Genomic DNA, 25,296 nt, shown 5'->3' with positions numbered 1-25,296 from the left:
CACTGGGGACGCCCCCCGGAGAGGGTGGGGGTTGGGGTCGCCGGGGGCGGCCTCCGAAACGGGTGCCGAAGCGGGGTGGGGAGACGGCCGGGATCGCGGCGGCGCCGAAGGCGGGGACGCCGAAGGCGGGGACCTTCACCTCGGCGAGGCCCAGTGGCCGCCACCTGTGGAGGTGACGGCCAGCAGAGGGTCGTGGTGGCCAGCCGAGGTTTCGTCAGAGGCCTGGGGGGACGGGTTCGGGGATGGTGACTCCGACGGGGGTTCGGCGGAGGCGGGGGAGGACGGTGAGGCAGACCAGGAGGGCGGCGCCGGTGTAGGCGATGGTCATGGTGAGGCTCATGGTCAGGGGGGTGGTTCCGCCGAGGGACGCCAGTGGGGCTACGAGGGGGCCGATGGCGAAGCCCGCGGTGCCGAGGAGGGCCGCTGCGGTACCCGCGCGGTCTCGGTGGTCGGCCAGGGCCAAGGCCGTGCCGTTGGACTGGGTGCCGCCGCCGACGAGCATCATGAGGGCCAGGGGGATGAGGAGGGCGATCATGCCCGCGTCGAAGAGCACGGTCAGGAGCATGGCGAGGGCGGCGACGGCGGTGGCGATCGTGCAGATCGCGTACATCCGGGCTGGGCCTGCCTTGCGGACCACGACGCGGTTGATCTGGGCGCCGATGACGGACATGACGGCGTTGGCGGCGAAGCACAGGCTGAACAGCTGCGGGGACAGCGAGTAGCTGTCCTGGAGCACGAAGCTGATCGACGCCAGGTAGGTGAAGAACGCGGTGCCGCCGAACGCGCCGACGACGAGGAAGCTGAGGAACAGTCGGTTCTTCAGCAGGACGCCGAAGCCCTCTCCCCCACCGCGGGCGTGACGTGCCGACGGCGGGAGACTCTCCGGTAAAGCGGTCAACGCCAGCACGAACAGCGCCACGCCGATCGCGGCCAGCACGGCGAAGATGCCGCGCCAGCCCATGATCGGCGCCAACTGCCCGCCCACGACAGGGGCGACGATCGGTGCCAGCGCGCCGACCGTGGTCAGCATCACCAGCAATCGCACCAGGTCGACGCCCTCGGTCAGGTCGCGGGCGACGGCGAGCGCGATGACGATGCCCGCCGAACCGCACAGCCCCTGGAAGAACCGGGCGGCCAGCAGCAGTTCGATCGACGGGGTCACCGCGCACACCAGCGACAGCAGCGCGAACAGCCCGACGCCGACCAGCAGCGGGCGGCGCCTGCCGAACCGGTCGCTGAGCGGGCCGACCACGAGTTGGCCGAGGGCCAGCCCGAGCATGCACGCGGACATGGTGGCCTGCGCGAGGCTCTCGCTGGTGTTGAGTTCCGTCGCGAGCTGGGGCAGCGCGGGCATGTACAGGTCCATGGAGATCGGACCGAACATCTCGAGCAGCCCCAGCACGACGGCGACGCGGCGCAGGCTCACGGCGCCCGCAGGATCCGCCGCAGCCAGGACAACCTGGCGGCGACCGCGGCGCGGGAGACCTCGGCGTCCGGGGAGAACCCGGAGAAGCCGTGGTACCCGCCCGCCCACACGTGCAGCTCGGCCTGTCCCCCGGTGGCCCAGATCCGCAGCGCGTAGTCGGTCGCCTCGTCGCGGAAGATCTCCGCGGCGCCGACGTCGATGAACGCGGGGGGCAGGTTGGACAGGTCCTTCATCCGGGTCGGGACCTGGTACGGGGACGCCTCGTCGGTGAACCGCTTGTCGCCGAGGATGGCGTCCCACGCGGTGTCGTTGTTGTTGCGGTCCCACGCCCCGCGCCCGTCGTACTGGCGGGTGGAAACGTTGGTGTTGCGGTCATCCAGCATAGGGCACAGCAGACCCTGCCCGGCGATGTGCGGACCGCCCCGGTCGCGGGCCAGCAACGCGACACCAGCCGACAAACCACCGCCCGCGCTCGCGCCGGTCACAACGATCCTCTGTGGATCGACACCAAGCTCGTCCGCGTTCTCCGCCAACCACACCAGACCGGCATAGCAGTCCTCAACCGCTGCCGGGGCCGGGTGTTCCGGTGCCAGGCGGTACTCCACCGACACCCCGACCGCGCCGAAGAGCAGCACGTCCGCGATCAGGCCGTCGATGCCGAAGGTCCGGTTGCCCAGGACCATGCCGCCGCCGTGGATGCTGTAGATCGCGGGCGCGTTGGAGACCCCGCCGCGGGGGCGGACGATGGTCAGCTGGATGTCCGGCGCACCAGCCGGACCGGGCACCGTGCGCTCCTCCAGCTCCACCGGCTGGTCGCCGACCATGATCTCGACCGGCGGCAGGATGGTGGCGAAGTGGTCGCGGTTGACCAGGATCGTGTCCGCGCGCAGCGGGATCTGCTCGACCAGCTCCAGGAACGCCGCGAGACCCGGCTCCAGCTCGGGGTCGTACGGGACCGGCTGGTACTGCTCGGCGGTCACGCGCCCAGCCCCAGGACCCGGCGGAACCAGGAGTTCCGGGTTTCCAGGGCGACCTTGCTGACCGGCCAGTCCGGCACGTACATGTCGAACCCGTGGAACGCGCCGCTCCACACGTGCAGCTCGGCCTGTCCCCCGGTCTCCCAGATGCGCAGCGCGTACTGGGTGTCCTCGTCGCGGAACGGCTCCGCACTGCCGACCTCGATGAACGCGGGCGGCAGGTTGGACAGGTCCGTGGCGCGAGTCGGTGCGGCGTAGGGGGAAACGTCGTCCGTGCCGACAGCGTCGCCGAGCAGCGATCGCCAACCGGCCAAATTGGACTCACGGGTCCACGTGCCGATACCGCTGTACTGCTGGCTGGCGACGGTGGTGTTGGTGTCGTCGATCATCGGGCACAGCAGCAGCTGACCGGCGAGCGCGGGGCCGCCCCGGTCGCGGGCCAGCAGCGCGACACCGGCCGACAGGCCACCACCCGCGCTACCGCCCATGACGACGATCCGGGCGGGGTCGACGTTGAGCTCGGCCGCGTTGTCGACCATCCACACCAGACCGGCGTAGCAGTCCTCGACCGGAGCTGGGTGCGGGTGCTCCGGCGCGAGCCGGTACTCGACGTTGACGGCGACGACGCCCAGTTCCAGCACGAGCGCGAGGAGCCTGCCGACGTCCATGTTGCGGTGGCCGACCATCATGCCGCCGCCGTGGATGTTGTACAGACCGGGGACCGGCGCGGTCAGCCCGCGCGGGGAGATGATCGTGATCTCCAGGTCCGGCGCGCCGTCCGGGCCGGGGATGAGCCGCTCGACGACGTCGACCGGCGCGTCCCCGACCGCTTCCGCGGCGGGCGGGAACATGGCCGCCATGCCCGCGCGCATGGCCGGGATGGTCTCCGGGGTGAACGGCGGGGCGTCCGGGAGCACGATCTGGGCGAGCGCGGGCTCGATGTCGGGGTCGAACGGGACGGGGGTGGTGGTCACGACAGGCTCCTCGCTGGCGGTGGGGGTGGTCACGGACCCTCGGGGTCGACGACGCCGCGGTCGACCCAGAACGGCTCGACCAGGGCGCGCAGCTCCTCGGCGCCGACCTGCTCGACCAGGTCGACGGCGGCGAGGTTGTCCGCCAGCTGGGACTGCTTGGTGGCACCGAAGAGCGTGGTGACGTTGGCCGGGTGGGTGAGGGTGAAGGCGACGGCGAGGCGGGCGGCGCTGGTGCCCAGCTTGGCGGCGACCTCGGCCACCGCGGCGGCGTTCTCGCGGATCTTCCCCTGCACACCACCGGGATCGCGGCCGATCTCGCGGCCGGTGGTCGAACCGGCGAGCAGACCGCCCTCCAGCACGTCGGAGGCCTGCATGCTGAAGCCCTCGGCGAACAGCGCGGCGAACGGCTCACCGTCCGGAATGGACCGGCGGCCGATGCTGTACTTCAGCTGGGCGATCTGCGGCCCGGCGACCCCGCGCTCGGCGGCGATCTCCTGCAGGCGGCGGATGTTGGTCGCCGACCAGTTGTTCACGCCCCAGGCGCGGATCAGCCCGGCCTTGGTGAGCGCGGCGAGGTCCTCGACGAGGTCCTCCAGCGCGATGTCGTCACGCCGGATGTCGCCGAGGATGACCAGGTCCGCGACGTCGAAACCGCCGCGCAGGAAGGCGTTCTCCAGCTGGGGGCGGAAACCCTCGTCGCCGAAACCTTCGAGCCACAGCTTGGCCGAGACGAGGTACTCCTCGCGCGGGATGCCGGAGGCGCGCATGATCGCGCTCCAGATGACGTCGGTGAACACCGGCGGCATGCCGGGGAAGCCGTACACGCCGACGTCGAACAGGTTGACCCCGGCGGCGACGGCGGTGCGGATCATCGCGACGGCGTCGGCGAAGTCCATCCGGTCGTAGGTGTGCCAGGAACCGACCGAGAGCGCGGAAACCTCCACATCGGACGATCCGACGCGGCGGCGGGGGAGGGAGGACACGGTGGGACTCCTACTGGTCAGGGGAGACGGGGGTCGATGACGGCCTTGACCTCGTCGAGCCGGTGCATCGCGGCGATCCGGTCGGACGCGGCCGAGAGGCCGACCGGGGTGCCGAAGAGCCGGTCCCAGGGGAACCGGTCGGCGAAGGCGCCGAAGAACTCGATGGCCCGGTGGTAGTCGGCGATGTCGCCGTTGAGCGAACCGGAGATGGTGAGCTCCTTGCCCATCACGGTGCCCAGCGGCAGCGGCGCGGAGACCGGACCGGTGGTGCCGACGATGACGACCTGGCCGCGCTGCGCGGCCATCGCCACCGCCTCGGCGCCCACGGTCGGGGCGCCCGCGAAGTCGAGCACCAAGTCGGCGCCGTGGCCGCCGGTGAGCTCGCGGACCCGCTCGACGATGCCGTCGGAGCCCAGCGCGATGTCGACGACCGCGTCCGCGCCGAACTCGCCCGCGAGGCTGAGCCGGGACTCGGGCGCGCCGACGGTGATGACCTTGGCCGCGCCGGAGATGTGCGCGACGGCGGTGGCGAAGATGCCCAGCGCGCCGGAGCCCTGGACGACAACCCGCTTGCCGGTGAGTCCACCGACGTAGCTGAACGCCCGCAGCACGGTCTTGGCCGCGCACCCGGCCATCGCGGCCCAGGTGCTGGGCACCGCGTCGGGCAGCAGCAGCTTCGCCGCGCGCGGGACGACGTAGGCGTACTCGCTCAGGCCCGCGGTGGCGTACGGGGGGACGTCGGAGCGCTGCAGGAAGCCGTAGCCGCGCTTCGAGCAGGCGACCGGCTCGCGCAGCACCACGCAGCCGTGACACTCGCCGCAGGTGGACTCCGACCAGCCGATCCGCGCGCCGACGGCGATCTCGCGGCCGAGCGCGTCGCGGGTGTCGGGCCCGACGGCGACGACCTCGCCGACCATCTCGTGGCCGAGCACCATGGGCAGCATGCCGGGGAAGCTCATCTTCCCGGACCAGATCTCCACGTCGGTGCCGCAGAGCGTGGCGCACGAGACGCGCACCAGCGCCGCCCCGGGGGCCACCTCGGCTGGCAGCGGCAGCTCGGTGAGGTGCAGCGGCTTGCCGTGCTCGATCAACACCGCCGCGCGGGTCGAGGTGGGGACGCTCATCGCACTCCTTCCAGTACCGAACGCCGCGAACCGACCGCCCGGGTGGCGTTAGTCTACGTCTGTCGATAAAAAAGTCGAGACCCGTGCCACAGCGGGTTTTGGCGGGGGGTGGGTGGCGCGGGTGACGGGGCGGGCAGGTGGGGTGGTGAGACCGGGGACGGGCGTGGCTCGGGGGCTCGCGGCCTGGGGGCTTGGAGCTTGGGGAGGCGCGTGGCTCGCGAGGCGTGCGACTGGGCGAGTTGGCGGCCCGAGGGGTGCGGGCTGCGGGGCCACAGGGCGCGGAGACGCGCAGGTCGCGAGGCTGGGGGTGCTGAAGAAGCGCAGGTCGCGGGGGTGGGATATCGGCCGCAAGATCAAAGCGCGCTGAGCAGCCCCCGATACACAGCCTACCGAGGGGCGTGGGGGCGGCGAGCGGGTGAGATCGCCGCCTGTGGGTGGGTGAGGGGGATGTGGATATGTGCGAGAAGCCCGAGGTCGGCGTGGGGCGGGGAGGTGGGCGGGGGCCGGACCGGGGGTGGTCCGGCCCCGGGGAGGGTTAGACGAGGAGTTGGCCGCCGTCCACGGGGAGACTGGTGCCGGTGATGTGGGTGGCCGAGTCGCCGGCGAGGAAGACGACGGCGGCGGCTACCTGGTCCACGGGGGCCAGTTGGCGCAGGGGGATGCGGTTGGTCCAGGCCTCGCGGGCCGGGGAGCCCTCGGGCAGGCCCATGGCGAGCATGGGGGTGAGGACCGGGCCGGGGGCGACGGCGTTGACGCGGATGCCGTGCGGGGCCAGTTCGATGGCGGCCCACCTGGTCAGGGCGTCGACGGCGGCCTTGCTGCTCTCATAGCCGCCCATGCCGGGGGTGGGCTGGCGGCCGCCGATGGAGGACAGGTTGACCACGGTGCCGCCGGTGCCGCGGGCGACCATGCGGCGGCCGACGTGCTGGGTGACCAGGAAGGTGCCGTGCACGTTCACCTGCAGGATCTTGAGCATGTCGGCGGCGGGCAGCTCCAGCAGCGCGCCGTGCACGGTGAGCACACCCGCGTTGTTGACCAGCACGTCCACCGGTCCGACCTGGTCGAGCGCCGCGGTGATGGAGTCCTCGTCGGTGATGTCGACGGCGACGCCGCGCACGCCGAGGTCGGCGGCGGCCTCGTCGACACCGGCGACGTCGGCGATGACGACGTCGTCGCCGAGCGCGGCGAATGCGGAGGCGATCGCGCGGCCGATGCCGCCCGCTCCCCCGGTGACCAGGACGGTGCGCGCAGAAGTCATCATCAAATCCTCTCGAAGTCGAGCTGTGAATGTACGAGCGCAGAAATTCGCCAGGCAAGACACCCGGCGTTCGCGTGCTGGCCCGACTACTGGGTGTCGGTCGCCACCTGGAGATATTCCGCCCGTGACCCGGACGTTACCCAAGCTTGACATCTCGTTACCGCACCAGCCCCGCCCGGGGCTTGACTGCCGGGGCTACCTTTTTAGTCTACGTACATAGACTAACCGCCTCTCGCCGTCGGCGCACCGAGGTCGCAACCACCCCACCGAGGAGACGTCCATGACCGGACCCACCCCTGACCGCATCGTCGACATCGCGATCGGCTACATGGGCGCCAAGCAGTTGTTCGCCGCCTCGCGGATCGGACTGTTCACCGCCCTGGCCGACGGCCCCCGCTCGGTGGCCGACCTCGCCGCGAGCACCGGCGTGAGCGAGCAGCTGGTCCGCATCCTGGCCGACGCCATGAACGCCAAGGGCCTGCTCGACCGCACCGACGGCGCCTACTCCCTTGCCGAGGACTCCGCCGCCTACCTCGCGGGCGCCGGTGACACCGACCTGGCGCCGTTCCTGACCTTCCTCAACGACATCAGCTACGGGCACTGGCTGCAGTTCGACACCACCGTCGACACCGGCAAGCCCGGCGAGCTGCAGATGGACGAGGCCCGTTGGGGAACCTTCATGGCGGGCGTCATGCGCTACAACGCGCTGCACGCGGCGATGCTGGCCCGCGGCTTCGACTTCACCCCGTACCGCTCGATGCTCGACCTGGGTGGCCTCTCCCCCGAGTTCGCCCTCGGCGCGCTGCGCGCCAACGCCGAGCTGTCGGTCAAGTTCGTCTTCGCGCCGGACTTCGAGCAGGCCGTGACCGACGCGGTGGCCGCGGCGGGCTTCGCCGAGCGCGCGACCGTCGAGCCCGCCCCGACCGAGACCGCCACCCCCGGCGGTGACCACGACATCGTCATGGTCAACCACGTCATCCACCGGTTCACCGCCGAGCAGAACCAGACGATCCTGGCCAACGCCCGGGCGGCCGCGAGCGACGGCGCCACCCTGCTGCTGCTCGACTTCTTCCTCGACGACGACGCGCGCCAGCGCCCCATCGACGCGCTGCACGCGGGCGAGTACTTCGTCATCGACGGAACAGTGGTCTACCCCGAGGCCGTCGTGCGCGGCTGGCTCGAGGCGACCGGCTGGCGCGCGCGCGAGGTCATCGCGCTGCCCGGCAGCCCCCGGGTACTGGTCGCCGACGCGGTCTGACCAGGAGTTATCGCGCCCGCCGGGTAGTCGTCCACCGGCGGGCGCCAGGGAAGACACAGAATTTCAACGCCGGTAGACCATTGATTTATTTGCCGACAACCGTAGACTATCCCGCACCACAGTGAGCCAGGTCTCACTTCTTGATCCGCATGTTTCGCAAGGCGAGGACGGCTTCGCGGCAGCGGCGCGGGACCCCCGTGAGCTAGTCCCCCCACCCGAGAGAAGGCTCCATGACGAGGACACGGACAGCGGCACTGGTCGCTATTGCTGTCGCGGCGGCGACCGCGCTCGCCGGTTGTACCGGCAACGCGGGTGGCACCGCAGGAGGGTCGACCGGCGGCACCAGCGGCGGCGGCCAGGAGATCACCGAGCTCAAGGCCGGTGTGTTCCTCGACGTCACGTCCTGGGACCCGGCGGTCGCCGACATCGGCTTCGACGGCCCGTACATGTCCGCCGTCTACGACCCGCTGGTCGCACTGGACAACAGCGGCAAACCGGTGCCCGCGCTGGCCACCAAGTGGGAGTGGTCGGCCGACCGGCTGACCCTCACCGCCGACCTGCGCACGGGCGTCACCTTCGAGGACGGCCAGAAGTTCGACGCGGCCGCCGCGGTGGCCAACATCGAGCACCTGAAGAAGGGCGTGCGCTCCGGCCAGGCCTACCTCAACGTCTCCGGCGCCACCGCCAAGGACGAGGACACCATCGAGATCAAGCTGACCAAGCGCGACGACTCGCTGCTGTACTTCATGGGCCTCGGCCGCAGCTGGATGGCCTCCCCCGCGGCGATCTCGGCGGGCTCGCTGGCCAACGGCCCGGTCGGGTCCGGCCCGTACACCTTCGACAAGGCCAACTCCGCGCCGCAGTCGCAGTACGTCTTCACCAAGAAGGCGGACCACTGGGACACCGCGACCTACCCGTTCCCGTCGGTGAAGCTGTTCCCGATCACCGACCAGACCGCGAGCTTCAACGCGATGCTGTCGGGCCAGCTCAACATGCAGTTCGCCAACGCGGCGAACCTGGCCAAGGCCAAGGAGAACGGCTGGAACGTCGCCTCCAAGCCGTCCTCGTGGGTCGGCGTGCAGTTCGCCGACCGCACCGGCGCGCAGGTCAAGGCGCTCGGTGAGCAGAAGGTGCGCCAGGCCATCAGCTACGCGTTCGACTCCGCGGGCATCCTGCAGGCGGTCGGCAACGGCGCGGGCACCGCGACCAACCAGCTGTGGCCGGTCGACGGCGGCGTCTACGACAAGTCGATGGACACCAAGTACAAGACCGACATGGCCAAGGCCAAGTCGCTGCTGGCCGAGGCGGGCTACGCCGACGGCTTCAGCGTCAAGATGCCGATGTCGCCGATCTTCCAGGCCTGGCAGCCCGCGGCGAACCAGACCTTCGGCGAGCTGGGCATCAAGGTCGAGTGGGTCGACATGGCGATGCCGGACTACCAGAAGAACGCCCCGACCTACCCGATGTTCCTCGCCGTGATCGCCATGAGCGGCAACGACATGGCGACGCTGAGCGACCAGGTCACCACCGCGCAGTGGTACAACCCGAACCCGTCGGTGGACAAGTTCCCCGAGGTCAAGGCCCTGGTCGACGAGGTGGAGAAGGCCGACGAGGGTGCCGCGCAGACCGAGCTGCTCAAGAAGCTCAACACCAAGCTGGTCGACCTGGCCTGGTGGAGCGTGTGGTACCAGGCCGACAACACCTACTTCAGCGTCAAGGGCATCAAGGTGCAGCCGGTCACCGGCATGATGTTCCCGACCCTGCGGTTCATCCAGCGCGGCTGACGCGCCCGTGCTCCGGCAGGTCCGTCCCGAGTGGACGGACCTGCCGGTGAGGAGCCGAGATTATGCTTTCCTTCATCGCCAAACGCCTGCTCTCGGGCATCCTGCTGCTCATCGTCGTGTGCAGCGGCACCTTCTTCCTCGCGTTCGTGGCCATCGGGGACCCCACCCCCGGGCTGCTCGGCAACAGCGCCACCGCGGCCCAGCGCGACGCGCTGCGCGCCAAGATCGGCTACGACCGGCCGGTGCTGACCCAGTTCTGGGACTGGATCTCGCACGCCGCCACCGGTGACTTCGGCACCTCGTGGCGCAGCTTCCAGCCCGTGGGCGACCAGCTCGCGCTGCGGGTGCCGGTGACGCTGTCGGTCGTCGTCTTCGCGACCCTGCTCGCGGCCGTCATCGGTGTCGCGGTGGGCATCGCCTGCGGCCTGCGCCCCGGCGGCCTGCTCGACCGCGGCCTCAAGCTGGCCTCGGTGGTGCTCTTCGCGCTGCCCGGCTTCTGGGTCAGCCTCGTGCTGGTCACCTGGTTCGCCATCGAGCTGCGCTGGTTCCCCGCGATCGGCTACGTCTCCCCCGAGGTGTCGGTCAGCGGCTGGCTCAGCTCGATCACGCTGCCGTCGGTGTCGCTGGCGCTCGGCGCGATCGTCATGGTCGGCGAGCAGCTGCGCAACGGCTTCCTGCAGGTCAACAACCAGGACTTCGTGCGGACCCTGCGGGCGCGCGGGCTCTCCAAGCGGCGGGTCACCACGCACGTGCTGCGCAACGCGTCCCCGTCAGCGCTCACCGTGCTGGCACTGATGTTCGTCGGCCTGCTCGGTGGCGCCATCGTCGTGGAGATCGTGTTCAACCTGCCCGGCATCGGCAGCCTCACCCAGTCCTCCTCGCAGATCGGGGACATCCCGGTGCTGATGGGGTTGACCGCCGTGACCGTGGTGTTCGTCGTCCTCGTCAACTTCCTGCTCGACCTCGTGCTCGGGTGGGTCAACCCGAAGGTGCGCGAGCGATGACCACAGCCCCGTTCCCCACCACCCTGGCGCCCGTGCGGCGGATCTCGCTGCTGCGCCGCTACCTGCGCCGCCCGCTCGGCGTGGTCGCGCTGGTCGTGCTGCTGCTCGTGGTCGCCGCGGCGGTCCTGGCGCCGTGGTTGGCGCCGTTCGACCCGAACTTCGTCACCTTCAAGATCGTGCACGCCGACCCGGGCAACGGGCACCTGCTCGGCGGCGACTCCGCGGGCCGCGACATCCTCAGCAGGCTGCTCTACGGCGCGCGGACCACGCTCTACGGCGCGGTGATCACCTGCGTCGCCGGGCTGCTGCTCGGTGTCCCCGCGGGCGTGAGCGCGGGCTACTTCGGCGGGGCGACCGACCGGATCTGCTCGTGGATCAGCGACGCGCTGCAGTCGATCCCCGGCATGATCGTGCTGCTGGTGGTCGCGGCGGGCACCGGCCAGTCGTTCCCGGTCCTGATGGTCGCCCTCGGCGTGTTCATGGCGCCCGGCTACTACCGGATCAGCCGGGCGCGGGCGATGGCGGTGCGCAAGGAGCCCTACATCGACGCCGCCCGCGTCGCCGGGGTGACCAACCCGCGGGTCCTGCGCACGCACATGATGCGCGCGGTGTACGCGCCGATCGTGGTGCAGACGGCGCTGACCGCCGGTATCGCGATCGGCATGCAGGCGGGCCTGCAGTTCCTCGGCATCGGCTCGGCGTCCACGCCGAGCTGGGGCCAGATGATGAACGACGGCTTCAACACCATGCTCACCTACCCGAAGATCCTGCTCTGGCCCTCGATCGCCCTCGGCGTCACCATCGCGGCGCTGGCGTTCATCGGGTCGACGCTGGCCGACCTGATCAGCATCCGCGCCGAGCAGCCCAACCGGCGGGCCAGGGCCAGGGTTCGCCAGGCACTGGCGGCTCCCGCGGCCGCCGATCTGCCCGACCGCGAGACGAGCGGGTCGCACGTGCACGCGATCGAGGACTGCGCGCTACGCGTGGAGAACCTCCGGGTCGGGTACGCCACGAACAACGGGATCAAGGAAGTGGTGTCCGGGGTGTCGCTGGACGCGGCGCCGGGCGAGGTCCTCGGGATCGTCGGCGAGTCCGGGTCGGGCAAGACGCAGACCAGCTTCGCCGTCCTGGACCTGCTGCCCTCGGGCGGAACCGCGGTCGCGGACGGGATCTGGATCAGCGGCCGGGAGGTCAGCAAGCTCTCTTCCGCCGACCGCGCGGCGCTGCTTGGGCGCTCCATCGGGTACGTGCCGCAGGAGCCGCTGTCCAACTTGGACCCCTGCTACACCATCGAGCACCAGCTGGTCGAGCCGCTGCGGCACGTTCATGGTCTGTCCAAGGCAGACGCACGGGCCCGGGCGCGGGAAGTGCTGGTCCGGGTGGGCATCACCGACCCGGAGCGGGTGCTCGGCTCCTACCCGCACCAGATCTCCGGCGGTATGGCGCAGCGCGTGCTGATCGCGGGCGCCGTGTCGGGCAGGCCGTCGGTGCTGGTCGCCGACGAGCCGACGACCGCGCTGGACGTCACGGTGCAGGCCGAGGTGCTCGAGCTGCTGCGGGAGCTGCAGCAGGAGTACGGCATGGCGCTGGTGATCGTGACGCACAACTTCGGCGTGGTCGCCGACATCTGCGACCGGGTCGTGGTGATGAAGGACGGCCGGATCGTGGAGACGGGCTTGGTGGAGCAGATCTTCCGGGCCCCGGCGCACCCGTACACCGCCGAGCTGATCAGCGCCTCGCTCGACGACGTCGCGGGGCGCGACGAACTGGACCAGGGCTGGGCACCCGCGCACGCGGTCGCCGGTGGAGAGGACGACGCGCGATGACGGCACCACTGCTGGATGTGCAGGACCTGGTGGTCGACTACCGGCTGGCCCGCAAGGTCCGGTTCCGCGCGCTCAAGGGGGTCTCGATCTCGGTCGGGGCCGGGGAGTGCGTGGGGCTGGTCGGCGAGAGCGGGTCCGGGAAGTCCACCCTGGGCAGGGCACTGCTGGGGCTGACCCCGGTGGAGTCCGGCCGGATCACCTTCGACGGCGAGGACATCACGCACGCCCGTGGTGCCGCGCGGCGCAGGCTGGCCAACGACATCCAGGTCGTGTTCCAGGACCCGTACGGCTCCCTGGACCCGACGATGACCGTGGGCGAGGTGCTGGCCGAGCCGTTGGAGGTCGCGGGGACCTCCCGGGCGCAGGCGCGGGCTGTCGTCGCCGAGATGCTCGACCGGGTGCGGCTGCCCGGGGACTCGGTGCACCGGTACCCGAGCGAGTTCTCCGGCGGTCAGCGGCAGCGCATCGCCATCGCGCGGGCGCTGGTGCGCCGTCCCCGGTTGATCGTGTGCGACGAGCCGGTGAGCGCGCTGGACCTGACGACGCAGGCGACCATCCTGGACCTGTTCATCGACCTGCAGCGCGAGACCGGCGTGTCGTACCTGTTCGTCTCGCACGACCTCGGCGTCGTCCGGCGGGTCTGCCACCGGGTGTCGGTGATGTACCACGGCGAGATCGTCGAGTCGGGGCCGACGCACCAGGTCACCCACGAACCGTCCCACCCGTACACGCGGCGGCTGCTGCTGGCGGCACCCGTCGCCGACCCGGCACGCCAAGCCGAACGCCGCGCCGCCTGGCTCGGCCTGCGCGACTCCGCGTGACACCCCACAAGAGGCCACCACCATGCCGAAGGTCATCGACCATGATCAGCGGCGCCGGGAGATCGTCGAGGTCGCCAAGCGGCTGATCGCCGCAGGCGGCTTCGAGGCAGCCACGATGCGCAGCATCGTCACCGCGGCCGGTTTCGCCAATGGCGCCCTCAAGCACTACTTCGCGAGCAAGGACTGCATCATCGCGGCGACGTTCGAGAGCGTGCTGCAGGAGACCGAGCAACGGGTGTCGACCCTGGACCCGTCGGTCGGCCCGGTCGAGGCGCTGCGGGGCTTCGTCGAGGCGGCGATGCCCCTCGACGAGCACCGGATCACCTCGGCCAGGGTCCTGCTGGTGCTGTGGGAGCACTCGGTGGCCAACCCGGAACTCGCCCGCCAGTACCGAGAACTGCTGACCGCCTGGCGCCTGGAACTGATCCGACGCATCTCCGCCGCGTGCGGCTCGGCCCTACCAGCGGCAGCGGTGGAGGTACTGGCGGACGAGGTCATCTCGGTCACCATCGGCGCCAACGTGGCCAGCCTGATGCACCCCGTGGGAGACCTGGTCCCCCGCTACAGCTCCTACGTCGACGGCATAGTCCACCGCATCGCCGGGTGACTCGTTGAGACACCACCTGCGGCAACTCGCCTGAATCGCCTCCTGCGCCCCTCAGCCGTGCCGCTCCTGCTCGCCCCCATCGGACGACCAATCGGGGCCGCTCCGGCGGAATGGGGCCGCACTCCGAGGCACGCCTGCTGACGGCTTGCGGCCTCCCCGCGGGCTCCCACAACTTTCGGCCGCCCCGATGGCGTTCACGTGTTCCACTCACGCCGAGATGCCGCCTTGCGGCGCTCCCGCCGAAAAGTTGCCTCTCCCGCTCCGACCTACGGCACCCAGCCGCCACGCCGGCCTGCGGCGCTCCCGCCGGGAGCCGCCCTCTCGCCCGCTCCGACCAGCGACATCCAGAACCGCCATGCCACCCTGCGGCCCCCCGCTTCCGCCTGCGGCGCAACACCCACCGGGACATCACCTTCCCGACCGCTCCGCTCCCGCCGCGCCAGCCCGCCCGTCACACCTTCGAGCGAACCCCCTTGACACCCCCGGGGCCCCACCCCAAGCCTGGCCCGGCCCCCACCCTCTCCGGGGGGCGTCCCTGGGCCAGTCTACCGGGACCCACCCACGCGCGATCTTGAAACAGGCCCTGCGGAGATCCACATGTGGATAACTTTTGTCGCCCAGCGGAGGGAATCTCGGAGCAGGAGCAACGAGAACATTCGCTGGTCGGGGCGCATATGGCAGTGCGCGAAGGTGGACCTAGACCGTCCGGAAGCGAAGATCCGGAAAAGAGGTCCGAGCACGGGCTTGACCACAAGGCGGCGGGGAGCGGCTTGAGGTGGGGGAAGTTTTTATCTACGCTCGTAGAATGACCAGTGTTGTGGCGTTGCCGACCACCCGTACCGGGGTCGATGTCGAGGTTTCTGGGCCGCCTGTGGTGCTCGTGCACGGGTTCGCCACCAGTGGGGATGTCGATTGGCCGGTGGGGCGGTGGGCCGAGGCGTTCGCGGCGGCCGGGCGGGAGACCGTGGTGGTGCACCTGCCCGGGCACGCGGGTGGGCCTGCCGTCGGGTCGCCTGACGAGGTGGTCACGACGCACCTGTTGGCGCGGATCGCTGAGGCGGTCGGGCAGGAGGAGGTCGACCTCGTCGGGTACTCGCTGGGGGCGAGGCTGGCCTGGGACCTCGCCGCGACGGGGGCTGTGCCGGTGCGGAGGTTGGTGCTCGGGGGTCTCAGCCCGATGGAGCCGTTCGCGGCCGTCGACCTGGCCAAGGCGCGGGCGGCCGCCGACGGGGGCCCGCAGCCGGAGGACATGCTGACCGGGATCATCACGCACATGGTGACCGGCCCCGGCCAGGACACCGCGTCGCTGCTCAACGTGGTCGAGGGGTTGGCCAGGGAGCCGTTCGACCCGGCCGCGCGCGCGCCCCGGGTGCCCACGCTGTTCCTCGCGGGCCAGGAGGACCCCATGTCCCAGGGGGTCGACCACCTCGTCGCCCAGGTGCCCGGTGCCGAGCTGCGGCACGTGCCCGGTGACCACGTCGGCGCCCTGAACAGCGACGAGTTCCGCGCGGCCGTGTTCGCGTTCCTGGAGGTCTGAAACCGTTCCCCGCTCAGCGGTGTATCCCACGGGTAGGGGTGGGATCACCAGGGGGGCGAGGACCGTGGATGACGACGAGAGCCTGGTGGCTCGGTCGCTCGCCGGTGAGCTCGGGGCGTTCGAGGTGCTGGTCCGCCGCTACCACGGGGTGGCCTGCCGGGTGGCGGCGCTGGCCGGGGCCGGGACGGACTGCGAGGACGTCGCGCAAGAGGCGTTCGTGCGGGCCTACGACGGGTTGGCGGGGTTCCGGGCAGGGTCCCCGTTCAAGCCGTGGTTCCTGCGGATCGTGGTGAACCTGGCCCGCAACCTGCACCGGACGCGGACCCGGCGCGCCAAGGTGACCAGCAGGGTCGCGGTGCTGCGGGAGTCGGTCGACGAGGTCACCGTCGCGCACGACCCGCACGGCGTCGCGGTGACCTCCGAGCGCAGCCGGGAACTGTGGTCGGCGCTGCTGCGGCTACCGGAGAAGGACCGGCAGGTGCTGGGCTGCCGCTACCTGCTCGGCCTGACTGAGGCCGAGACCGCCCAGGTGCTGGGGTGGCCGCGCGGCTCGGTCAAGTCCCGCACGTCCCGGGCGTTGGCGCGGCTGCGGGAGATCGTCCCGCACTCCCTCAACGAACCCGAGGACCGCGAGACACCGCACCGCGCGCCCCCGGCGCTGGCGGTCCTCGACGGGGGGCTGCGGCGTGCGTGAGAACGGCGACCTGGCCACGCGGCTGACCGCGGCCGGACGCGACCTGTGCGGACCGCCGAGCGACGCGGTGGTCACCGCGATCATGAGCCGGTTGAGCGAGCGGCGACCGCGGCGGTCGTGGCGGGCGCCCCTGGCGGCGACGGCGGCGGTGCTCGCGGGGACGGTCGCGGCCGCCGCGCTCGCCGCCGGTCCCGCCACGAGCGGAATGAAGCAGATGCCCGCGGGCAGCCTGTCGGTCGCGGTGCAGCCCGAGGGGTGCGTGGCGATGCCGGGCGCGGAGTTCGTGCCCATGGCGCGGGCCACGGAAGTCACCGAGTGGGTGCTGCCAGCGACCGCTTTCGGGACGCCGGTCGGGATCTACCGGATGTTCGACGACTCGGTGATGCTCAGCGCGCCCTACCGGGTGACGGGCGCCCTGGTGACCGTTGAGCGCTACGGCCCCGAGGTCACGGTGTCGACCGCCAACAGCCGCGTCGCCACGACGCCGACGACCGTCGGCCAGTACCCCGGGCTCTGGTACCGCAGCGACGAGGCCTACGAACTGCGCTACCAGGGCGACACCCCTAACCGGGGGTTCGGCGGCGCGATCGACTGCAAGGGGTCCCGGCTCACCTGGGTGGCCAAGGGCTACACCTACGCGGTCAGCGGACCGGTCGACGACTCGGTGCTGATGATCCTGGCCGAGGCGTTCGTCTGATCTGACCCGGGAACCGATCGGCCCGGGAACTAAGTGGCACCGTTGCCCGACCGGTGTGGTCGATGCGCGTGTTCAGTGGGTCCTCAGCGTCGTTGCTGGTCGGCGGGTTCCTGGTCAACGTGGGCACGTTCGCCGTGTACCCGTACCTGGCGGTCGTGCTGCGGGATCGGCTGGGCGTCGGGATGGCCGAGGTCGGGGTGGTGCTCGGCGCGGCCATGTTGGTGCAATTTGCCAGCGCGCCGGTGACGGCGGCGGTGGCGGAGCGGATCGGGCTCAAACGGGCACTGACAGGCGCAACGGTGCTGTACGCGTTGGGCGCCGTCGCATATCTGACCGGTCCGGTAGTGCTTGGCTTGTTCCTGAGCTGCGGTGCTGGCGCGCTCTACTCCCCCGCATATCGCGGCTACCTCGCGCATTCGGCGACCCCTGAGCAACGTCCCAGGCTGGTGTCCGCGGGCAACGCGGCGAGCAACCTCGGGATCGCGGTCGGTCCGGTGGTCGGTGCCGTGTTCTTGCACGACCCGACGCGCCTGTTCAGCATGACCTCGGTGCTGTACGCAACGTTGCTCGTCGGGCACGCGTTCCTGCGCGCCGAAGCGCCCACCGAGCGTTCGGAGCCGGTGCGGAGGGTGTTGCGCGGCCTGGCCAGGACGCCGTTCGCGGTGACAGTCGTGACCCACTACATCTACATGCAGTTCTACCAATACCTGTCGGTGTTCGTGGACGGTCGGCTGCCCACCACCGGCTACGGCGTGATCATGATGGGCTACTCGCTCGGACTTGCGGTGGTCCAACCACTGGTCGCCACCAGGGTCGGGCGCCTCGGCTACCCGGTGGCGCTCGCGGTCGGCTTCTCCTGCCTGGCGCTCGGAATGCTCGCCTTCGCGGGCGGGACGGTGGTGACCATCGCCGTCGGCGTCGCCGCGATCAGCGCAGGCACCGCGGTCCTGTTCCTCAAGAACGACTTGGAGGCGCTGGCCCAATCCACGCGGTCGGCCACGGTCACCTTCGGGCAGCAGCGGTTGGCGGCGGGTTTGGGCGCGTTCCTCAGCGGCGTCCTCGGCGGCGCCGTGTACGGCTGGTTGGCGGCGGCCGGGGTCGAGCCGGCGTTCTGGCTGGTCGTCGCGGTCCAGTGCGCCGTGCTGCCGCTCCTGGTGCTCAGGCTGGCTTCTCGTAGACCGTGACGTACATCCCCTCGCCGCGGAACGGTTCGCGGTGCCAGCCTCCCCAGCGGTGCCGGAGTTCCAGACCGGCCAGCCGGGCCATCAGGTCCAGCTCGGTAGGCCAGGCGTAGCGCATCGACACCGGTGCCAGCCTGATCCCGCCGGTGCCGATCAGCACGTGGTGGCCGTCGAACCGCTGCCCGACCGGGTCGTGCCGCACCGTGACGAGCCGGACGTGGTCCAGACCGACGTCGTGCACGTCCACGCTCTGGTTGCGCTGGTAGCGCGCGACATCCGGCACCGGGCACTCCAGCACGAACCGGCCGCCGGGCAGCAGCCGCTCCGCGACGTTGGCGAAGCAGCGGACTTGGTCGTCCTGGGTCATCAGGAAGAAGAACGTGCTGAACACGACGAACACCATGGCGAACCGGTCGTCCGTGCCCGGGTCGACATCGGCCATGTCGCCGAGCGCCACCGGGATCCGGTCGCCGCCCGGCTTCGCACGCATGCGATCCACCATGGCCGCCGACGCATCGATGCCGCGCAGGTCGACACCGTGCGCGGCGAGCGGGATGGTGACCCGGCCCGTACCGACCGCGAGCTCCAGGACCGGTCCCGCGGGCCCTTGCTCGATCAGCTCGGCCAGGCACCGCACGGCGTCGGTGGGGTCGAGCCCGGCGTGCCACTCGTCGTACACGTCGGCGTTGAGCTCGCCGTAGGTCTCCGGCCCGTAGTGCTCCACGAAATGCCTCCCCGAACGTCGGCAACCACGGCACAAGTCGGCCCGCCGGTCACCGGAGTTCCCTTCGGGCGAGGGATTCTCCCGGGAACCAACCGCCGCGCCCGGCCGACTTCCTCGTGGGTGGACGCGAGCAGGAGGGGGACGGTGCGGCGTGTCGGTCAGCGCGGAACAGGGGACGCGGCGGCGCGTGGGGTACGTGGCGGGGCTGTTCGTGCTGCTCGTCGTCCTGGTGGTGGCCGTGGTGGTCGTGCTGATCACCCAGGGGTCGGTCGCCATCCCGGTCGGCGAGGTGATCAGGGTGCTGACCGGGCAGCACGTCGAGTCGGAGATCACCAGGACGATCGTGGTGGACGCCCGGTTGCCCAAGGTCCTCGCCGGGTTGTTGGCGGGCGCGGCGCTCGCGGTCAGCGGGGTCCAGATGCAGACGCTGTTCCGCAACCCGCTGGCCGAGCCGTTCGTGCTGGGCGTCAGCTCCGGCGCGGTGCTGGGGGCGGCGATCGTCATCCTGGGTGCGGGTGGGGCGGGGTGGCTGGCGGGGATCGGCGTGATCAGCCGGATCGGCGTGACCGGGGCGGCGGTCGCGGGGGCGGGGGCGGTGCTGCTCATCGCACTGGGGATCGCCAGGAAGGTCGGCGATCCCGTCGTGGTGCTGGTGGTCGGCGTGATGCTCGACTACCTGGCGACCGCGCTCGTCGACCTGCTCATCTACTACACCGACCCCGACCGGTTGCAGGCGCTCACCACCTTCCGGCGCGGCTCGGTGCGCAACGTGACCTGGGACGAACTGGAGATCATCGCCATCGCCTGCGCCGTGGTGCTGGGGCTCTCGGTGTACCTCGCGCAGCCGCTGAACGCGCTGCTGCTCGGTGAGCGGTACGCGACCAGCCTGGGCGTCAACGTGCGGCGGGTGCACCTGCTGTCGCTGACCGGCGTCGCGGTGCTCTCCGGCATCACCACGGCCTACTGCGGCGCGATCGCGTTCGTCGGGCTCGCCGCGCCGCACCTGGCCAGGGGGTTGTTGCGCAGCGCGGACCACCGGCTGGTGCTGCCCGCGAGCGCGCTGATCGGCGCGGTGGTCGTGCTGGTCGCCGAGTACGTGGCGGGCGGCAACGGGCTGACCAGGACGTCGTTGCCGCTCAACTCGGTCACCGCGTTCGTCGGCGCGCCGGTCATCTTGTGGGTGCTGCTGTCGGGGCGGGCGCGGAGGCGGGGGCGATGAGCGAACGGCCGGTGCTGGAGGCGCGAGGGGTCGATGCCGGCTACCAGCGGCGGCGTCGACACCCGGCGACCACCGTGCTCCGCGACGTCGACCTGGTGGCGAGGCCGGGCGAGCTCGTCGCCGTCGTCGGGCCCAACGGTGCGGGCAAGTCGACGCTGTTGCGGACGTTGGTCGGCGCGCAGGCACCGTTGTCCGGGCGGGTGCTGCTCGACGGGGCGGATCTGGCGTCGTTGTCGCCGCGGCAGCGGGCGCGGCGGTTGGCGGTGATGTTGACCGAGCCGGTGGACGTCGGGTTGATGACCGTGGAGTCCGTGGTGGCGTTGGGGCGGTTGCCGTACCGGTCGTGGCTCGGCACCAAGACCGGGGATGACCAGTCCGCTGTGGACCGGGCGCTGGCGGACGCCGGGGTCGGGCGGTTGCGGGGTCGGATGCTCAGCGACCTGTCCGACGGTGAGCGGCAGCGGGTGATGCTGGCCAGGGCGCTGGCGCAGGAGCCCGCGGTGCTGGTGCTCGACGAGCCGACGGCGTTCCTGGACGTGGCCAGGCGGATCGAGTTGGCGGCGGTGCTGGCCCGGCTCACGGCGACAACCGGGGCCGCGATCATCCTGTCCACCCACGACCTCGGCTTCGCCCTGCGCCGGGCGGACCAGGTGTGGCTCGTCGGGGGTGGGTCCGCGGTGACGGCCAGCGCGCCAGAGGACCTCGCCTACGGTGGCGCCATCGCCGACTGCTTCGCCGGTGAGAACATGGCGTTCGACGACGCGGCGGCCACGGTGGTGGTCGCCGACACCGCGACGCCCGGTGCGACCGCCCGGGTGGAGGCAGCCGGGCGGGTGCGGCAGTGGGCCGAGCACGCGGTCCGGCGGGCGGGATGGGCGCCGAGCGAGGACTCCGCGACGGTGGTGCGGGTCGAGCCGGGCAATCCGTGCCGGTGGTGGGTGGACGGGGTCGCGGGCGTCGGCTTCGGGGCGTTGGTCGCCCACTTGCGCGAATCTCAAGCCGTTCCTTCGATGAACCACGTGGGAGAGCTGTGAAGCCACTCGTCCTCGTTGCCACGCTGGCGTTAGCCCTCACCGGGTGCGGCGCGACTGGTCCCGGCACGGCGGTAGGCGCGGAGGGTTGCGTCACCGACTACGCGGAAGGGCGGGACTACTTCCCCGACAAGAGCACCGTGGACGAGTCGGAGCTGTGGGACATCAGCTACCACAACTCGTACAAGACGATCACGTTGTCCGACACCGAGAACACCAGCGGCACCAAGCTGAAGTACGTGCTGTACCAGTGCGGGACGCCGCAGCCGCGAGCGACTGGCGAGCTGGAGGGCGCACTGTTCGTCCAGGTGCCGGTGACGACCGTGGCGGTCACGTCGTTCAACGCCCTGGCGATGGTGGACCGGCTCGGCAAGAACTCCACGATCACCGGGCTCAGCGGGCAACTGCTGGGCAACGCGAAGAAGGACCCCTGGTACGACGGCGTGGTGAAGTCGGCCAGGCAACCGGTGGCGGTGGGCGAGTACACCGACCTCGATCTGGAGGCGCTGCTCGGCGCCAAGACCCAGGCGATCTTCATGTCCGGGTTCGGGCAGGGCTTCGACGACATCTCCACCGCGCGCGCGGCCGGGCTGCCCGGGATCAGCGTGTCCAACCGGATGGAGCGGCACGCGCTCGCCTCCGCCGAGTGGATCAAGATGGTCGGCGCCTTCTACAACGCGGAAGCGGCCGCCAACTCCGAGTTCGCCACCATCAAGACCCGGTACGACGAGGTGGTGCGCACGGTCTCCGGCAAGATCGACAACCACCGGGTCGGCTACCTGTGCGTGACGCCGGAGCGCGGGTGCGAGTTCGTCTACGGCCACGGCACCGAGACGCTCGTCGGCCGCCTGTTCACCCAACTCGGCGTGGACAACGTGTTCGCGGCCGACAACGGCGCCCCCAACGGGAAGCCGTACGACTACGAGGCCGCCATCGGGGCCGCGGTCGACGCGGACTTCTTCGTCGTCTACGACCCGATGAAGATGGTGCAGGACACGCTGCGCACCGAACCCAGGATGCTCCAGTTCCGCCCCTTCCAGGAGAAGTCGTACATCGCGGGCGTGGACAAGAACTTCGAGGAGTGCCGCGCCAAGACCTACTTGGATGTCGACGTCCTGATCCGCGACTTCGCCACAGGCCTCGCCCCGGACCTCTTCCCCGACCAGCGAGGCACGTGCTTCACCCGGTCTTCGTAGCGATCAACGGAGTGATGCCGCCCGCCGCGGAGAGGGCGCGGTGCAGAGCCAGTTCCGCGGTGGGCGCCTCGGCGAGGACGATCCCGGTGCACGAGCGCTGGTCGGCGAGGTGGTCGACGGCCTGCCCGGGAACAGCGGTGGGATACCACTCGGGTGAGCCAGGAAGCGCGGGCAACCGCTCCAAGCCTGACCACCCCGTGAGAGTGCCCGGAGTGGACGGATAGAGCAGGACGAAAGCGGTTGCGCGGTGGACCTCTCGCCGTGCGCTGGAGAGAAGAGCGGGTTCCTCACCCAGCGCCATCGCGACCATGTCGCGGTATACGTTGACACCAAGCGCCCGACACAGAGACTCACCAACGAGAGCACCACCGATGCGCGGGTTGATCTCGACCACCTCGGGACCGTCCGCGGTGAGGATGAACTCGGTGTGGGCGAAACCCCGGTCATGCCCCGCGGCTTCCAGGACACGCCCGATCCAGTCGGCGAGTTCGGCGAGTTCGGCTTCAGGGAAGGCAACCGGAAACGCGGCGGCCTCCTCACGGCGCACCGGTTCCGGAGAGAGCTGCCTGCTGAGCACCCCCAACAGCCGGGTCCGCCCCTCCCAGGTGATGGTTTCCGCGCTGTAGAGCGGCCCCTCGAAGTACGGTTCCGCCACCAGCCGCCCCCTCAACGGCGTCACCGCCGCCTCCGCCAAGGCAGCGGCCAACTCCTCCGGCCCCCGGACCAACCACACCCCGCGCGACGAGGTCCCAGCGGAATCCTTGAGCACCAGAGGAAACTCGTCATGCGCGACAAGCCCACCCCTGCTGAGCCCACGCTCATGCAGCCGCTCGCGAACCAACCCCTTGTCCCGCAACACCCGCACGGCATCGACCGACGGCCCAGGAAGACCCAGCAGCGCCGCAAGTTCCGCGCCGGGGATCGCCCAGGTGTCCGTCGAGCTGATCAACCCCGCCAGGTCCGGGACCTTGAGCAACGCCGCCTCGCACGCCCGCACGTCCGTGGTGTCGACATCCACCACCCACCCCCGCGAAGAGTCCACCCCGGACAGTTCATGTCGATAGATCGACCGGTCCCCCGTCAGCAGCACGAGCCCGTGCCCAGCCTCGTGCGCCGCCTCAGCCAACCGCCCCAACCCGAACGTCAACGCCTCCAACAGCACGACCGTCACAGCACCGCGTCCTTCCGTCGACGCCCCTGAACCGGAACCCAAGCACCACGTCGCGCCCAGGCCATCGTCGACCACGGTGGTGCCAGGTCATCGAGACCGTCGATGACCAGCGGCGCCAGGTCGGCGGGATCGAGGGCCTCGCGGTGCCGGGTGAAGACCCGTTCCGTGTAGCGGTGGCCCGTGTCCGCGCCGATGACCACGTGCGTGTCCCCAGGTGCACGCGCGGCTTCCCACGCCGCGACCAAGTGCGCGGCGCCGGTGGACAAGCCCGCGAACACGGCATGATCGCGCATCAGGGCGACGGTGGCGGCCATGGCGTGTTGGAAGTCCAGCCAGTGGACCTGGTCGTAGAGGTCGTGGTGGACGTTGTCGAACGGGATGGCGCTGCCGATCCCGGCGATGATCGCGTCCGGGTCGGTGAAGCGCTCACTGCCGAACGTCACGCTGCCGAAGGGCTGGACGCCGACCAGCCGCACGCGGGAGTCGTGCCTGCGCAGGGAGCGGATCAGGCCGCCGGTGGAGGCCCCGGTTCCGACACTACCGACCACGGTCATCCGGGCACCGGGTAGCGCTTGGCGCAACAGTTCCGCGAGTTCGGCGTACCCGAGGTGGTGCACCGGGTCGTGGTACTGCCGCATCCAGTGTAGGTCCGGGTCCCCGGCCAGCAGCTCCCGGACGCGGGCGACGCGGCGGTTCTGGTCGAGCCGCAGGTCGTCCGACGGCGGCATCTGGTCGACGATCGCGCCCAGGATCTCGAGCTGCGCGCGGGTAGCGGCGTCGACAGTCGTAGACGCGACGATGCGGCACCGCAGGTCGTACCGGTGGCAGGCCATCGCCAACGCGAGCGCGTAGATGCCGCTCGAACTGTCCACAACGGTCTGACCGGGCCGGATCACCCCGGTGTCGAGCAGGTGCCGCAACGCACCGAGCGCGGCGTACACCTTGAGCGTCTCGAACCGGACCAGCACCACGTTGGGCGCCAGTCGCACCAGCGCGGGGGTCTTGACCGCGTCGGTGATGTGCTCGTGGACCGGTGTCTCAGGCACGGGTCCCCCGCACGATCAGCCGACGGGCGTGGTTGTCGTAGGGCGCCCCGTCGAAGTCGCCGTAGCACTCGACGTCGGTGAACCCGGCCGCCTCGAACAGCGCCCGCAACTCGGCCGCGCTGTAGAGCACGCAGTGGATCGACGTGCGCCGCACCTCGTCGCCGCGCACGTAGGTCCAGTCGGTGCGCAACCTGGTCCAGTCGGCCAGGATGGTGTCCCGCATGAAGACCGTGCCGCCCCCGTCGACGTCCACGGCCTGCGGGCGGCCGACCCACCCGGCCAGCACCTCCTTGCCCAGCACGTCGACCAGCAGCCGCCCACCGGGGGCCAGGCTGGCGTGGGCGTTGCGCAGCACCGCGAGGTTGTCGCCGGGGTCGGTGAAGTAGCCGAACGACGTGTACATGTTGATCACCAGGTCGTAGCCGCCCGGCTCGACGAACTCGCGCATGTCCGCGCGCACCAAGCGCGCCGTCACCCCGGCCCGTTCGCACGCCGCTTGCGCCATGGCCAGCATCGACATGCTCAGGTCCACCCCGGTGACCACGGCGCCCTGCGCGGCCAACGGCACCACGTGCGTGGCCGGTCCGCAGGCGAGGTCGAGCACCCGGTCACCGCCCGCGACCTTGAGCAGCGGCGAGGTCGCCACCAGCCGTTGCGCCTCCGCCGCGCGCCGCGGCGGGAACATCACGTCGGCGAACCCCACCCAGACGTCGTCGTCCTCGTACCAACCCATGTCGCTCCCGCCCTCGTGCCGTCCT

General features: G+C 70.9%; 23 protein-coding genes. 13 read left to right on the top strand and 10 right to left on the bottom strand.

From position 1 onward, the window contains the following. Window positions 1-214: 214 nt before the first annotated feature. The 6 genes from LV79_RS29020 to LV79_RS28995 all read right to left on the bottom strand — a co-directional run bounded on the left by LV79_RS29020 (window position 215) and on the right by LV79_RS28995 (window position 6,742). Window positions 215-1,426: a multidrug effflux MFS transporter gene (locus LV79_RS29020; RefSeq protein ID WP_253841468.1), complete on the bottom strand. Its 1,212-nt coding sequence runs from the start codon at window positions 1,424-1,426 to the stop codon at window positions 215-217. Continuing rightward, the gene (locus LV79_RS29015; protein ID WP_253841467.1) at window positions 1,423-2,406 is read right to left on the bottom strand and encodes an alpha/beta hydrolase; all 984 of its coding nucleotides are present in this window, start codon (window positions 2,404-2,406) and stop codon (window positions 1,423-1,425) included. The genes LV79_RS29020 and LV79_RS29015 overlap by 4 nt, the downstream gene beginning before the upstream one ends. After that, window positions 2,403-3,377 carry an alpha/beta hydrolase gene (locus tag LV79_RS29010; protein ID WP_253841466.1) on the bottom strand — a complete coding sequence of 325 codons (975 nt, stop codon included), beginning with the start codon at window positions 3,375-3,377 and terminating at the stop codon, window positions 2,403-2,405. Before LV79_RS29010 ends, LV79_RS29015 begins: the two co-directional genes overlap by 4 nt. 29 nt (window positions 3,378-3,406) lie before the next feature. Continuing rightward, window positions 3,407-4,360, bottom strand: coding sequence for an aldo/keto reductase (locus LV79_RS29005; protein WP_253841465.1), 954 nt, complete (start codon window positions 4,358-4,360; stop codon window positions 3,407-3,409). A gap of 17 nt (window positions 4,361-4,377) precedes the next feature. Beyond that, a complete protein-coding gene (locus LV79_RS29000; RefSeq protein ID WP_253841464.1) occupies window positions 4,378-5,484 on the bottom strand; it encodes a zinc-binding dehydrogenase in 1,107 nt (368 codons plus the stop codon). 535 nt (window positions 5,485-6,019) lie between these two features. After that, complete coding sequence (locus LV79_RS28995) at window positions 6,020-6,742, bottom strand: SDR family NAD(P)-dependent oxidoreductase (protein WP_253841463.1); 723 nt, start codon at window positions 6,740-6,742, stop codon at window positions 6,020-6,022. 280 nt (window positions 6,743-7,022) lie between these two features. Between LV79_RS28995 and LV79_RS28990 the strand changes: the two genes are divergently transcribed. The 10 genes from LV79_RS28990 to LV79_RS28945 all read left to right on the top strand — a co-directional run bounded on the left by LV79_RS28990 (window position 7,023) and on the right by LV79_RS28945 (window position 18,154). Further along, window positions 7,023-8,000 carry a methyltransferase family protein gene (locus tag LV79_RS28990; RefSeq protein WP_253841462.1) on the top strand — a complete coding sequence of 326 codons (978 nt, stop codon included), beginning with the start codon at window positions 7,023-7,025 and terminating at the stop codon, window positions 7,998-8,000. Window positions 8,001-8,230: 230 nt separating this feature from the next. After that, entirely contained in the window at window positions 8,231-9,784 is a 1,554-nt protein-coding gene (locus LV79_RS28985; RefSeq protein ID WP_253841461.1) for an ABC transporter substrate-binding protein, read from the top strand. Between the two features lie 62 nt (window positions 9,785-9,846). Next, window positions 9,847-10,788: an ABC transporter permease gene (locus LV79_RS28980; RefSeq protein ID WP_253841460.1), complete on the top strand. Its 942-nt coding sequence runs from the start codon at window positions 9,847-9,849 to the stop codon at window positions 10,786-10,788. After that, complete coding sequence (locus LV79_RS28975; RefSeq protein ID WP_253841459.1) at window positions 10,785-12,614, top strand: dipeptide/oligopeptide/nickel ABC transporter permease/ATP-binding protein; 1,830 nt, start codon at window positions 10,785-10,787, stop codon at window positions 12,612-12,614. Before LV79_RS28980 ends, LV79_RS28975 begins: the two co-directional genes overlap by 4 nt. Next, the gene (locus tag LV79_RS28970) at window positions 12,611-13,435 is read left to right on the top strand and encodes an ABC transporter ATP-binding protein (RefSeq protein ID WP_253841458.1); all 825 of its coding nucleotides are present in this window, start codon (window positions 12,611-12,613) and stop codon (window positions 13,433-13,435) included. The genes LV79_RS28975 and LV79_RS28970 overlap by 4 nt, the downstream gene beginning before the upstream one ends. A 22-nt stretch (window positions 13,436-13,457) precedes the next feature. Beyond that, window positions 13,458-14,042, top strand: a complete 585-nt coding sequence (locus LV79_RS28965) for a TetR/AcrR family transcriptional regulator (protein ID WP_253841457.1) — start codon at window positions 13,458-13,460, stop codon at window positions 14,040-14,042. An 805-nt stretch (window positions 14,043-14,847) separates the two neighbouring features. Then, window positions 14,848-15,579: an alpha/beta fold hydrolase gene (locus LV79_RS28960; protein WP_253841456.1), complete on the top strand. Its 732-nt coding sequence runs from the start codon at window positions 14,848-14,850 to the stop codon at window positions 15,577-15,579. A 64-nt stretch (window positions 15,580-15,643) separates the two neighbouring features. After that, window positions 15,644-16,273, top strand: a complete 630-nt coding sequence (locus tag LV79_RS28955) for an RNA polymerase sigma factor (protein ID WP_253841455.1) — start codon at window positions 15,644-15,646, stop codon at window positions 16,271-16,273. Beyond that, window positions 16,266-16,970 (top strand): hypothetical protein, encoded by a 705-nt coding sequence (locus LV79_RS28950; protein ID WP_253841454.1) that lies wholly within the window; start codon window positions 16,266-16,268, stop codon window positions 16,968-16,970. The genes LV79_RS28955 and LV79_RS28950 overlap by 8 nt, the downstream gene beginning before the upstream one ends. Window positions 16,971-17,032: 62 nt before the next feature. Further along, the gene (locus LV79_RS28945) at window positions 17,033-18,154 is read left to right on the top strand and encodes an MFS transporter (RefSeq protein ID WP_253841453.1); all 1,122 of its coding nucleotides are present in this window, start codon (window positions 17,033-17,035) and stop codon (window positions 18,152-18,154) included. On the opposite strand, the gene LV79_RS28940 is transcribed toward LV79_RS28945, so the two are convergent. Further along, window positions 18,129-18,875 carry a class I SAM-dependent DNA methyltransferase gene (locus LV79_RS28940; protein WP_253841452.1) on the bottom strand — a complete coding sequence of 249 codons (747 nt, stop codon included), beginning with the start codon at window positions 18,873-18,875 and terminating at the stop codon, window positions 18,129-18,131. The genes LV79_RS28945 and LV79_RS28940 overlap by 26 nt on opposite strands. A gap of 187 nt (window positions 18,876-19,062) precedes the next feature. Here LV79_RS28940 and LV79_RS28935 point away from each other — a divergent pair, with 187 nt between their 5' ends. Genes LV79_RS28935 through LV79_RS28925 form a run of 3 tightly spaced genes read left to right on the top strand, consistent with a single transcriptional unit; the run spans window position 19,063 to window position 22,321 of the window. After that, the gene (locus LV79_RS28935) at window positions 19,063-20,094 is read left to right on the top strand and encodes a FecCD family ABC transporter permease (RefSeq protein ID WP_253841451.1); all 1,032 of its coding nucleotides are present in this window, start codon (window positions 19,063-19,065) and stop codon (window positions 20,092-20,094) included. Beyond that, window positions 20,091-21,128: an ABC transporter ATP-binding protein gene (locus LV79_RS28930; RefSeq protein ID WP_253841450.1), complete on the top strand. Its 1,038-nt coding sequence runs from the start codon at window positions 20,091-20,093 to the stop codon at window positions 21,126-21,128. Before LV79_RS28935 ends, LV79_RS28930 begins: the two co-directional genes overlap by 4 nt. Continuing rightward, window positions 21,125-22,321: an ABC transporter substrate-binding protein gene (locus LV79_RS28925; RefSeq protein WP_253841449.1), complete on the top strand. Its 1,197-nt coding sequence runs from the start codon at window positions 21,125-21,127 to the stop codon at window positions 22,319-22,321. The genes LV79_RS28930 and LV79_RS28925 overlap by 4 nt, the downstream gene beginning before the upstream one ends. Here LV79_RS28925 and LV79_RS28920 read toward each other — a convergent pair. The 3 genes from LV79_RS28920 to LV79_RS28910 are packed head-to-tail and all read right to left on the bottom strand — an operon-like array spanning window position 22,305 to window position 25,271. Continuing rightward, window positions 22,305-23,492 (bottom strand): ATP-grasp domain-containing protein, encoded by a 1,188-nt coding sequence (locus LV79_RS28920; protein ID WP_253841448.1) that lies wholly within the window; start codon window positions 23,490-23,492, stop codon window positions 22,305-22,307. The genes LV79_RS28925 and LV79_RS28920 overlap by 17 nt on opposite strands. Then, a complete protein-coding gene (locus LV79_RS28915; protein ID WP_253841447.1) occupies window positions 23,489-24,538 on the bottom strand; it encodes a pyridoxal-phosphate dependent enzyme in 1,050 nt (349 codons plus the stop codon). Before LV79_RS28915 ends, LV79_RS28920 begins: the two co-directional genes overlap by 4 nt. Continuing rightward, entirely contained in the window at window positions 24,531-25,271 is a 741-nt protein-coding gene (locus LV79_RS28910) for an SAM-dependent methyltransferase (RefSeq protein ID WP_253841446.1), read from the bottom strand. The genes LV79_RS28915 and LV79_RS28910 overlap by 8 nt, the downstream gene beginning before the upstream one ends. Window positions 25,272-25,296 lie beyond the last annotated feature (25 nt).

Origin of the sequence: Actinokineospora globicatena (genome assembly GCF_024171945.1) — a bacterium.
GTDB classification, from domain to species: Bacteria; Actinomycetota; Actinomycetes; order Mycobacteriales; family Pseudonocardiaceae; genus Actinokineospora; species Actinokineospora globicatena.
This window is presented reverse-complemented; position numbering and strand designations above follow the sequence as displayed.